Annotated in this window: 14 protein-coding genes; all 14 read left to right on the top strand. The window is 28.7% G+C overall.

Annotation, left to right across the window (positions count from 1 at the left end):
• Positions 1–7: 7 nt before the first annotated feature.
• The 14 genes from AGR56_RS02315 to pseG all read left to right on the top strand — a co-directional run bounded on the left by AGR56_RS02315 (position 8) and on the right by pseG (position 11,886).
• The gene (locus tag AGR56_RS02315) at positions 8–247 is read left to right on the top strand and encodes a hypothetical protein (RefSeq protein WP_157055642.1); all 240 of its coding nucleotides are present in this window, start codon (positions 8–10) and stop codon (positions 245–247) included.
• 95 nt (positions 248–342) lie between these two features.
• Positions 343–990, top strand: a complete 648-nt coding sequence (locus tag AGR56_RS23195; RefSeq protein WP_347460373.1) for a glycosyltransferase family 2 protein — start codon at positions 343–345, stop codon at positions 988–990.
• A gap of 87 nt (positions 991–1,077) precedes the next feature.
• Entirely contained in the window at positions 1,078–1,398 is a 321-nt protein-coding gene (locus AGR56_RS23190; protein WP_347460372.1) for a hypothetical protein, read from the top strand.
• 211 nt (positions 1,399–1,609) lie between these two features.
• Positions 1,610–1,804 (top strand): glycosyltransferase, encoded by a 195-nt coding sequence (locus AGR56_RS19285; protein ID WP_242851525.1) that lies wholly within the window; start codon positions 1,610–1,612, stop codon positions 1,802–1,804.
• Positions 1,805–1,863: 59 nt separating this feature from the next.
• Complete coding sequence (locus AGR56_RS02305; RefSeq protein ID WP_053240979.1) at positions 1,864–2,535, top strand: glycosyltransferase; 672 nt, start codon at positions 1,864–1,866, stop codon at positions 2,533–2,535.
• Between the two features lie 32 nt (positions 2,536–2,567).
• A complete protein-coding gene (locus tag AGR56_RS02300; RefSeq protein WP_053240978.1) occupies positions 2,568–2,852 on the top strand; it encodes a hypothetical protein in 285 nt (94 codons plus the stop codon).
• A gap of 153 nt (positions 2,853–3,005) precedes the next feature.
• On the top strand, positions 3,006–3,845 hold the full coding sequence (locus AGR56_RS02295) for a flagellin (RefSeq protein WP_053240977.1): 840 nt from the start codon (positions 3,006–3,008) through the stop codon (positions 3,843–3,845).
• Between the two features lie 405 nt (positions 3,846–4,250).
• Positions 4,251–4,934, top strand: a complete 684-nt coding sequence (locus AGR56_RS02290) for an HAD-IA family hydrolase (protein WP_053240976.1) — start codon at positions 4,251–4,253, stop codon at positions 4,932–4,934.
• A 160-nt stretch (positions 4,935–5,094) separates the two neighbouring features.
• Entirely contained in the window at positions 5,095–6,651 is a 1,557-nt protein-coding gene (locus AGR56_RS02285) for an AAA family ATPase (RefSeq protein WP_053240975.1), read from the top strand.
• Positions 6,652–6,793: 142 nt separating this feature from the next.
• On the top strand, positions 6,794–7,561 hold the full coding sequence (locus AGR56_RS02280; RefSeq protein ID WP_053243261.1) for a glycosyltransferase family protein: 768 nt from the start codon (positions 6,794–6,796) through the stop codon (positions 7,559–7,561).
• A 430-nt stretch (positions 7,562–7,991) separates the two neighbouring features.
• The gene (locus AGR56_RS02275) at positions 7,992–8,933 is read left to right on the top strand and encodes an ATP-grasp domain-containing protein (protein WP_053240974.1); all 942 of its coding nucleotides are present in this window, start codon (positions 7,992–7,994) and stop codon (positions 8,931–8,933) included.
• Positions 8,934–8,952: 19 nt separating this feature from the next.
• The gene (gene pseI / locus AGR56_RS02270) at positions 8,953–10,005 is read left to right on the top strand and encodes a pseudaminic acid synthase (protein ID WP_053240973.1); all 1,053 of its coding nucleotides are present in this window, start codon (positions 8,953–8,955) and stop codon (positions 10,003–10,005) included.
• 166 nt (positions 10,006–10,171) lie between these two features.
• The gene (locus tag AGR56_RS02265; RefSeq protein WP_053240972.1) at positions 10,172–10,540 is read left to right on the top strand and encodes a four helix bundle protein; all 369 of its coding nucleotides are present in this window, start codon (positions 10,172–10,174) and stop codon (positions 10,538–10,540) included.
• A gap of 353 nt (positions 10,541–10,893) precedes the next feature.
• Complete coding sequence (gene pseG / locus AGR56_RS02260) at positions 10,894–11,886, top strand: UDP-2,4-diacetamido-2,4,6-trideoxy-beta-L-altropyranose hydrolase (protein WP_053240971.1); 993 nt, start codon at positions 10,894–10,896, stop codon at positions 11,884–11,886.
• Positions 11,887–11,891 lie beyond the last annotated feature (5 nt).

The raw sequence follows: 11,891 nt of genomic DNA, 5'->3' as shown, positions 1-11,891 counted from the left end.
TATAGAAATGGGAGAAACTAAAGAATTTGTATCGATGCTGGGTATGGGAACCTTTAAACCTAAATTTATGATGGCAAAATGTTATGTTGAATTGAAGGAGGAGATTAAGGCAATAAACTGTTTTATGGAAAGCATTTTTGATCCAAATAATTTTATTCATGAAGGTGTAGACGAGTTTAGAAAATATTTGATGGATAATAATAGAATTGAAATATTAGATCAACTTAATAAATTAGTTGGTAATTAGAATAAAAATATATTGTAAAGTTTGCACACTGATGATAGATGTAGTAGTAATAATGAAGAAGTTAATAAATATTTTTTAAAATTTAGGAGATAAATATGGTATCTTTATGTATGATAGTAAAGAATGAGGAGCAGAATTTAGAGAATTGCTTAAAGAATATTAAAGATAAAGTAGATGAAATAATAATAGTTGATACAGGTTCTACGGATGAAACTGTAGAAATTGCAAAAGAATATACTGATAAAGTATTTAATTTTAAATGGTGTGATGATTTTGCGGCTGCAAGAAATTATTCTATAGAAAAAGCAAAAAACGATTGGGTCTTAGTCTTAGATGCAGATGAAGCAGTAAATTTTTTTGATGGAAAATCTATAGGAAAATTTATAAATTCAAATGAAAAGCTAGTTGGAAGAATAAAAAGAATAAATAGTTTTAAAGATTCAAGTGGTAAAAAGAGGCTTTTTGAAAGAGTAAATAGACTTTTTAATAAAAAATATTTTAAATATGATGGAATTATACATGAACAAATAGTTTCTAAAAATGAAGAAAACTATAGTACTGTAAATGTAGATATAATAGCAAATCATATTGGCTATGAAAAACATATTATTAATAATACAAATAAAATTGTGAGAAACAAAGAGTTACTGCAAAAAGCTATTTTAAAAAAGCCTGAGGATAGCTATTTATTTTATCAGCTTGGAAAGACATTTTTTATGGAAAAAAGATTATTTATCTGCTGAAATAAAAATTTTGAAAAAGCTTTAGAACTTAGCATAAATAAAAGCTATGAGTATGCTGAAGATTTAATTGAAAGCTATGGCTATGCGTTGATTAACCTAAAAAAATATAAGAAAGCTTTAGAATTATCAAAGTATGAAAATGTATATAAAAAGGTAGCTGATTTTAATTTTGTTATGGCACTTATTTATATGAATAATGCAAGATTTAGAGAAGCTGTGGCTAAGTTTGGGGAGTGTAAAAATTCTAATGAATGTAAAATTGAAGGTGTAAATTCTTATTTAGCAGATTATAATATTGGTGTAATATATGAATGTTTAGGAATAGTTAATGAGGCAGTAAAGTATTATAAAAGATGTGGTAATTATGTATTGGCATTAAATAGATTAAAAGTATTAAAATCACAGTAACAAGGCGCAAGCCTTGTTTTTATATTAAAGAAAATTGTATAAATTTCGATAATAAATATATTATAAATGAGGAATAAAATAGGTTAAATTCAACTTTAGGGGAAATCAATATGATTACTAGCATTGTAATATTAACATATAATAAACTTAAATATACAAAACAATGTATAGAAAGCATTAGAAGTAATACAAAAAAGGTACTTATGAGTTAATAGTAGTTGATAATTGCTCTAATGATGGTACAAAAGAATGGCTCAAAAATCAGGATGACATAATAAATGTATTTAATGATAAAAACCTTGGATTTCCTAAGGGATGTAATCAAGGGATAAAAATATCAACTGGAGAAAGTGTTCTTTTATTTAACAATGCGATAGCAGGTATATTGATGATGATATATATTTAAATAAAAAATAAACAAAATTTTGATATATAAGTAAAGAAGTTTATAGGGGAGAAATGGATATGAAATGTAAGGTATCTGTAATTATTCCGGTTTATAATTCAGCAAAATATTTAGAAGAAATGACAGCTTCATTAGCTGTACAAACCTTGAAAGAAATAGAGTTTATTTTTGTCGATGATTGTTCGACTGATAATAGCTTAGAAATACTATATAAATTCGAAAAAGAGAATTCAGATAGAGTAATTATTATTAAGCTAGAAGAAAATCAGGGGCCTGGTGGAGCGAGAAATATTGGTCTTGAATATGCGTCAGGAGAATACTTAGCATTTGCTGATAGTGATGATTATGTTAAACCAGAAATGTATGAATGTATATATGAGAAAGCAATCGAAGATGATTACGACATTGTGGAATGTGGATATTTTAGTGAACGTAAAAATAAGGAAATGATGCTTTGGAATAAAAGCATGGAAGGAGAAGTATCTTTTGATAATAGAGTTAAAATGTTTATAACCTGTGGCTTTTTATGGTCAAAATTATATAAACGAAACCTTATTATTAATTCCCAAATAAAGTTTATCCCTAAAATGAAGCTTGAAGATGTTGATTTTTTAAATAGATTATATTGTAGAATAAAGAAAGTTGGTATAGTAGAAAAAACGCTGTATTATTATCGTGATAATCCAGAGTCATTTTCTAATAAAAAAATAAGTCAAGTTATTTTGATATAAATAACACTTTTTGCAGAGAATATTTAAATAATATGAAAAAGGAAAGGCTTTATAGTATATTAAGACCTGTTATTGAATATGTAGTTATGGGAATATGGTTCGATACTTTTAAAGCATATGTGAATAAAAATTCTAAAATTAATACAAATTCTCTGCAGGCAATAGATAAAGAAATTAAACAATATATTTTAGATTATGGACAAAATATTTTTTTTGTTGAACAAGCAAAGTATGATGTGTTAAAAGAGGCATTTTTAGTAAGTTCCTATGATGTTAAAAAAGCAATTGTAATATTGAAAATTGTAAATTTGCTTTAAAAAATTATTCATCTTTTAAAGTTTTATAAAGGTGAAATCTAATTTGATTTTTCAAATGATTATCAAAGTTAATTTTAAAAGCAAAACCTAAAGTTAAGTGAGTTATATACGATAACTTAAATAATTGATAATTATTTTTTGGAGTTGATTATAATGATAGTAGGTCATAATATGGCATCTTTCAATATTTTTACAAGGTATAAATCCGCCCTTGCGGAGCAAACTAAGGCAATGGCACATATATCTTCTGGCTTAAGGATTAGTACCGCAGGTGATGATCCTTATGCATTGTCAAGAGATGAAAATTTTACTATGCAAATTAGAAGCCTTCAGAGGGCTAATTCAAATTCTCAAGATGCTGTAAGTCTTATTCAAACTACAGATAGTGCTTTGGATGGAATTAGTTCAATATTACAGAGAATTAGAGATTTAGCAGTTCAAAATAAAAATGGAACATACAATACTCAAAATAGAAGTGATTCACAATTAGAAGTAAGTAATCTTATAAAAGAAGCGGATCATTTAGCAAAAAGCACTAACCTAAATGATGTAAACTTATTAACTGATCCAAGTGGGAGTTTTAAATGTATGGTTGGTAGCAATGTAGGAGAAAATATTGATATACCAACCTTTGATCTTCAAGCAGCTAGCATTAAGGATGGAAGTGGAAATCCCTTAAGTAGTGTAGATATTACAACTGAAGAGGGGTGTGAAAAAGCTATTAATCTTGTGGATTCTGCTTTGGATACTGTTGATAGAGCTAGAGGAAAATATGGTGCGCTGCAGAACAGGTTAAATTCAACTATCTCAAATGCATCGGAGATAAGCAATGAAACTGAGTCTGGCGATAGCAGTATAATGGATGTGGATGTAGCTGGTGAGATGATGGAGTATTCTAAAACAAGCATTATAGTTCAAGCAGGAACAGCTATGATGGCTCAAACGAATAAATTTCCACAACAAGTTCTTGAAATACTCCAAAACGTAAAGTAATCATATACGAGGTTTGGGCTTCGCCCATTATCCTTCTAGAACTATAGAACAATTGCTCTGTAAATTAAGATATAAAGCTTAGAAAAAAAAAGTATAATCATATACGAGGTTTGGGCTCTGCCCATTATCCTTCTATAACCATAAATAAACACTCTGTTGGCAACACAGAAATACTAAGAATTGATGCTAGCTAAGGATACGAGGTTTGGGCTCTGCCCATTATCCTTCTATACCCCAAAGAAAGCACTCTGCTGGCAACATAAAAATACTAAGGAAATTATTGATAACTAAATATTACGAAGAGTACTCTTATTAGCTTTAAAATGGTAATTGGTTAACGCCAAAACGCTATGTATTACAGAGAGTGCTCTTTTATTAATTTACTTTTTGTGAGGAACTTTATATATGATAAAATTAATTGTATTTGACCTAGATGATACATTGTATAATGAATTTCAGTTTGTACAGAATGGATTTAAAGCAGTAGCAGAATACTTATCACATAAATATTTAATTGATAGCAAGGAATTGCAAAGCAAAATGCTGAACATTTTAAATGAATATGGCAGGGGTAAGATTTTTAATGTGCTGTGTGAAAAATGTGGATTTATTGAAGCGATGAATGACTTGGTTTTTATATATAGAAATGCTAAGTGTAAACTTAATTTATATGATGACGCATATTATATTTTAGAAAAATTGAGATATAATTATAAACTGGGACTGATAACTGATGGAAAAGCGTCTGTGCAGTGGAATAAAATAAAGTGCTTAGGAGTAGAAAATTACTTTGATAAGATAATTGTGACCGATGATTTTGGAAGAATGTATTGGAAGCCACATGAATATTCCTATAAAAAAATGCTTAAATATTTTAAATGTGAGCCGCAAGAAGCCATATACGTAGGAGATAATCCAACTAAAGATTTTATTGGTGCAAGAAAGGTTGGCTTTTTTACTGTACGAATTATAAGAGAATTTGGTGACAATATGAAACTTAAAGAAGAGAAAGGCTATGAAGCTGACTTTACAATAAATAATTTAAAAGAATTAATAAATATAATTCAACTTTTGCATTTAAAAAAATAGCAACCATAACTCTCAATTCTCCACTTTCCATTTTTAACTAATAAAAGACTGTATGGAATATAAATTTCATGATATACTAATAATAAGAAAATAAAAAAACAATTCTTAAATTGAGAATTGTTTTTTATTTCTCTATTTGTCTTGCATTGAGGTGAATAAGATGAAACGATTTAATACAACTGGTGTTTGTATTCCAGAAAAAGATTTTATGGTAGATGTTACTGGTAAGGTAAATCAAGTTAAAAGTATGATTGATAGAGGGGAATATTTTATAATAAATAGACCAAGGCAGTATGGAAAGACCACCATATTATCTCAATTATATAGGAGACTTAAAAATAAATATTTAATTATTCGAACCAGTTTTGAAGGCTTAGGTGACCTAATTTTTAAGGACGAGGAGATATTTAGTAGCAGAATTTTAGATGTATTTTCAAAAGCATTAAGATTTACAGATAAAGGGAAATCAGAAGAAATAAAACTCATGAGTAAAAATTCAAGGAATTTAGAAGATGTTTCTGAGGCTATTACAGAATTTGTAGTGAATTCGGAAAAGGAAGTAATTCTTTTTATTGATGAGGTTGATAAAAGCAGTAATAATCAATTATTTTTAAGTTTTTTAGGCATGCTTAGAAATAAATTTTTACTTTCAAGAGATGATTTGGATTATACTTTTAAAAGTGTCATATTAACAGGAGTTTATGATGTTAAAAATTTAAAATTAAAGCTTAGGCCAAGGGAAGAAAGGAAATACAACAGCCCTTGGAATATTGCGGTAAATTTTGAAGTGGATTTGAGCTTTAAACCTAAAGAAATTGAATCTATGCTTCATCAGTATAATGAGGAAAGAAATATTACTATGAACTATGATGAAATTGCAAATAAACTTTATTATTATACTAACGGATACCCATTTTTAGTAAGTAGATTATGCCAGATTATAGATGAAAGGATACTGAAGCCTGAAGAAAAATCATGGACTACTCATCATATTGATGAAGCAGTTAAGTGTATTTTGAAGGAAAATAATACTTTATTTGATGATTTGGTAAAGAACCTAGAGAATAATAGCGATTTATATGGGGAAGTTTATAGTATTGTTATAGACGGTGAAGTAAGAGTTTATAATAATTTAAATCCTACTATTAATATAGGAACAATTTATGGAGTATTTAAAGAAGATGATAATAAAGTTGCTATTCACAATAGAATTTATGAACAAATAATTTATAACTATATGATTTCTAAAATTGAGGCAAAGGTAAAAATGAGCAATTATAATTTTAGAGATAATTTTATTATAGACAATGATGCGCTTGATTTACAAAAGATACTTCTAAAATTTCAGCAATTTATTAAAGAACAATATTCAGAAATTAACACAAGCTTTTTAGAACGAGAAGGTAGACTTATTTTCCTAGCATTTTTAAAGCCAATTATAAATGGAATAGGTTTTGATTTTAAAGAAGTTCAAATTTCCCAGGAAAAGAGATTAGATGTAGTTGTTACTTATGGTAAAAATAAATATGTTATAGAACTTAAAATATGGCATGGAGAAGAATATCATAAAAAAGGATTACAGCAGCTTTATGATTATTTGGAAATTCAAAATTTAGATAAAGGATATTTACTTATCTATAATTTTAATAAGAATAAACAGTATAAAAATTCTAGCGTGAAGTTAAATAATAAAGAAATATTTATGGTATGGGTATAAACGAAAACTAATTTTATACGATAACTTAAATAAGGCGGGAATAGAGGGTTGTTAATTCAACTATGTAGTTCCCGTTTTTTATTTGTGTGTAGAATATAACCTAACTGTGAATTGTGCACTGATTAAAAATGGGGTGATTACTATAAAAATAACATGTATTGTTCAAGCAAGAATGGGCTCAGAAAGACTTCCTGGTAAAGTTATAAAGAAAGTTCTTGATAAACCAATGATAATTACTGTACTGGATAGACTAAAAAAATCAAAATATATAGATGATATAGTTTTAGCTACATCAATATCCGAAAAAGAAGAAGTACTGGTGGATAAATGTGAACAATATAACTATAAGGTATTTAGAGGTTCAGAGGCTGATGTGCTTGAAAGATATAAAGAAGCAGCAGACATATATAATAAAGAGAAGGATGGTATAATAATAAGGGTTACAGGAGATTGTCCTTTAATTGACGCTGTTATATTAGATAATGTAGTGACTAATTTTATATGTAATGATTATGATTACGTAAGGCTGGATGTTCCAGAAACTTTTGTAAGAGGCTTTGATGTAGAGGTGTTTTCTAAAGCTGCACTTAATAAGGCATATTATGCTGTTCATGAAAATTATAAAGGCATTTCAAAAGAAGAAATAGATATGTATAAGGAACACGTAACTCTTTATATGTATAGAAATCCTGATAGATTTAAAATAGGATATGTTAAAGGAAGCAGCTTTTATAAAAAAAATTACAGATTATGTGTTGACACTGAAGATGATTTTAAACTGATTAGTGAAATATATAATCACTTTAAAGATGAATTTGTATCTTCAAAAGATGTAATTAAATTTTTGGATAACAACAAAGAGCTTGCATTAATTAATTCCGACGTAAAACAAAAAAAGGTTTGTAAATGAACAGACTACAATTTGAAAATTATAAATTTCAAGTTAATCTTGATAAATTAGAATTTGTAGAGGACTGCAGTGAAGGGTTTTACGATGCTGTGCACATAAAAGGTTAACTTTTTTACCTTCGATAAAAAGTTAAGGGTGATTTTCCTCCGTTTTACTGTGGAAAAATCTTTAACTTATTTAAATTATTTATTTTTCGTAGTGAAGCGGAGAAATATTCCTTAACTTTTTGCTGTGGCAAAAACCTTTCACCTTTGACAAGCAAAGCTATGTCAAACCCTTCACTTTTCACATAAGTGAAAAAGTTAGTTTTTTAATGAACAGGGCGAGTTAAAACCCTTCACTCTGTTTTACAAGTTTTAATTTATTAGTATAAGTTTGGTATTTGCAATTTCTATGTTTCAAGTCGTACACATACAGAGAGGAGATTGATATGAATATACTTTTAACAGCTATAGGTAAGAGAGTACAGCTCATTAAGTGGCTTAAAAATAGCTGTAAAATTATAGGCACAGATGCATCTGAAATGGCACCAGCCAGATACTTTGTAGATAAATTTTACAAGGTAAAGAAATTTAGCGAAGAAGGGTACATAGAGCAAATTTTAAATATATGTGAAAAAGAGAAAGTGGATTTTCTTGTGCCGCTTTATGAAAAAGAATTTTCAATGCTTTGCGATTATAGAACATGCTTTGAAGCAAAAGGAACAAAATTAATTTTAAGCGGTAAAGGCATTATTGAAATTTGCAATGATAAATGGAAAACATACGAATTCTTTAAGAAAAATAATATAGAGTGTCCCAATACATATTTAAAAAATAATATACCTTATGATGTGAAATTTCCTCTTATAATAAAGCCTTTTAATGGTATGGGAAGTCAAAGTGTATTTAAAATAAAAAACCAAAAAGAGCTGGACTTCTTTTTAGAATATGTGGAAAATGCAATAGTACAGGAATTTATTGAAGGCACAGAATTTACTGTAGATGTTCTTTGTGATTTAAAAGGCAGTGTTATTTTTGCAATTCCAAGAGAAAGATTAGAAGTTAGAGCTGGTGAAGTTTCTAAAACAAGAACTGTTAAAAATAAAATAATAATTAAAAAGGTAAATGAATTATGTGAGAAGCTTAAAAAAGAATGTGTAAATGAAAACCTCATGGGACCTTTGACCATGCAGTGCATATTGAATGAGAAAGGTGAGGTATACTTTATAGAAATTAATCCTCGATTTGGTGGAGGGGCACCACTTACCTTTAAAGCCGGTGGTGATTATGGATTATATTTTAATAAGATGAAAGAAGAAGCTCATATAGAGCCAATTGATAACTTTGAGGAAATTACAATGCTTAGATATGATGAAGGAATATACTTATAGAGTTAACTGAGGAGGAAGCATGAATAAGGTTATAGATATAAACGGTATAAAAGTTGGCGAAAATCAAAGAACATTTATAATAGCTGAAATGTCAGCAAATCACAATCAGAGCTTTGATAGGGCAGTAAAAATAATTAAAGCTGCTAAAAAAGCAGGAGCAGATGCTATAAAACTTCAAACCTACACTCCTGATACCATAACATTGGATTCAGATAATGAATATTTTCAGATAAAGCAAGGTACAATATGGGATGGAACTACATTACATAAACTTTACGAAACAGCATATACTCCATGGGATTGGCAGCCAAAACTTAAAAAGATAGCAGAAGAAGAGGGAATTATATGTTTTTCATCACCCTTTGATAATAGCGCAGTAGATTTTTTAGAAGAAATGAATGTTCCAGCATACAAAATAGCTTCTTTTGAGCTTACAGATATACCATTTGTTGAGTATGTTGCATCAAAAGGTAAACCCATTATAATGTCGACTGGAATCGCTGAAATAGGAGAAATTCATGAGGCACTTAAAGCCTGCAAAAGAATGAATAACGAAAATGTTATTTTATTAAAATGCAGCAGTTCCTATCCAACACCTTTAGAAGATATTAATCTTAAAACAATTCCTAATATGAAGGAAACCTTTAACTGCAGCATAGGGCTTTCAGATCATACAATGGGATATTCTGTTTCTACAGCAGCAGTAGCTCTTGAAGCATCTGTTATAGAGAAGCATTTTACATTAAATAGAAGTGATGGTGGTCCAGATTCTGCTTTTTCAATGGAACCTTCTGAATTTGAGGCAATGGTTAAAAGTATAAGAGAAGTTGAAAAAGCACTTGGAACTGTGACCTATGAACTCACTGAAAAACAAAAAAACAGCAGACAGCACTCAAGGTCATTGTTTATTGTAAAGGACATAAAAAAAGGCGAAAAATTTACAAATGAAAATGTCAGAAGCATAAGACCAGCCTTTGGACTTAAAACGAAATATATTAATGATATTATTGGCAAGGAAGCGAGGACTGACATAAAAAAAGGTACTCCTATCAATTGGAAATTGATAGAATAGATGAAGGGTTTGACGATGCTTTGCACGTCAAAGGTGAACTTTTTAGGCTAAAGCCAAAAGTTAAGGTGTATTTTTCTACGTTTTACTACGAAAAATAAATTATAAGATTAAAAATAAATCCCGTGGTTATAATTTAGGTAGTATTTATAATTATGAGGTGAGTATTGTGGAAAAATCTGCTTTATTGAAAGAAAGTTTTAATGTTGCTTTAGAATCTATTAATGTGTATAAATATCTTTCGGCTAAGAATGAATATGTTTTGTCAAAGCAATTTTTTAGAGCTGCTACTAGCATTGAAGCTAATATTAGAGAAGCGAAGTATGCAGAAAGTAAAAATGATTTTATTCACAAGTTTCGCATTGCATTAAAGGAATGCAATGAAACCTTGTATTGGTTAGAACTCATTGAAGTTAGTGAAGGGCAGAAAATAAAAGAAGTTGATTATATTCGCAAAAAATGCAATTCTATTTTAAGGATGATAGTATCTTCTATACAAACATGTGAGAAAAATTTAGAAAATGCTAATAGAACTTAAAATCAGAAAAATTTAACATAGATAAGTTTAACATAGGAAAATTTAACGTAGTTAAAATTTGAAAGTTCTAAAATTAAAGTAGATTAAATTTAACGCAGTTAAATTTGAAAAGACCTAAAATTAAAGTGGATAATTTAACGCAGTTAAATTTGAAATAGTTAAATTTGAAGATTTTCCGCAGCAAGGCGGAGGAAAAATCAACCATAGCATTTTATCGCAGATAAAAATAATTCACCTTTAACGAGCGAAGCAAAGTTAAACCCTTCACTTTTCGCTTCAGCGAAAAAGTTAGTTTTTTAACGAGCAAGGCGAGTTAAAACCCTTCACTCGTATAATAAAAAGGGGATAGAAAATTGAAAATTTTAATTAGAGCTGATGGCGGCAGCAGCATAGGTATGGGCCATATTATGAGGACACTCACCCTTGCTAAAGAATTAAAAAGATATTTTGATGTAGAATACGTATGTAGAAATGGAAATAAATATTCTGAAGGTATACATAAAGTTCAAGTGTCAGGTTTTAAAATTAATATAGTGGGAGAAAAAAGTTTTTTAGAGGATTTAATCAAGTTAAAAGGAGATATACTTATAACTGATAGTTATGATGTAGATGATGAATATTTTTCAGCAACTAAAAAAATATTTAAAAAAACAATATACATAGACGATATGGGCTTGTATTCTTTTAAAAATGTCGATATTGTTATAAATCAAAACATAAATGCTGAGGATTTAACTTATGATTTAGCTTCTAAAACGCAATTTCTTTTAGGCTGCAAGTATACTATACTCAGGTATGAATTTATAAATTTGAGACATAAATTAATAAAAAGAAAAGCAAAAGATATAATGATTACTTTAGGTGGTTCGGATCCATTTTTGGTAACACTTAAAATGCTTTATTATGTGAAGGATCAACAGTACAATTTTCATGTTGTTATAGGTCCTGCTTTCAATGAGGATTATGTCAGTAAACTTAAAAGCTATGAAAAATATTCTAATATGCTTTTGTATTACAATGCTGATATGAAATCTCTAATGGAAAAATGTGATATATGCATATCAGCGGCAGGAACAACGCTGTATGAACTTTGCGCAGTTGGAATCCCATCGCTTTCTATAACAATCGCAGAAAATCAAGATAGAGTTGCAGATAAATTTGATGAGCTTAAAATTATAAAAAACTTAGGATGGCATGATGACATAAATAAAGAGAAGATCTTAAGTGAAATAAATTTGTTAAATAAAAATTATAGTATGCGGAAAGAAATTTCAGAAAAGTCTAGTAAACTTATAGATGGAAAAGGAACCTTAAGGATAGTTGAAAGAATTTTGGATATGGTATGAAATAA

The sequence above is a fragment of the Clostridium sp. DMHC 10 genome (assembly GCF_001270375.1).
Taxonomy (GTDB): Bacteria; Bacillota; Clostridia; order Clostridiales; family Clostridiaceae; genus Clostridium_S; species Clostridium_S guangxiense.
The sequence above is the reverse complement of the archived record's forward strand: the minus strand, read 5'-3'. Positions and strand labels throughout refer to the sequence as shown.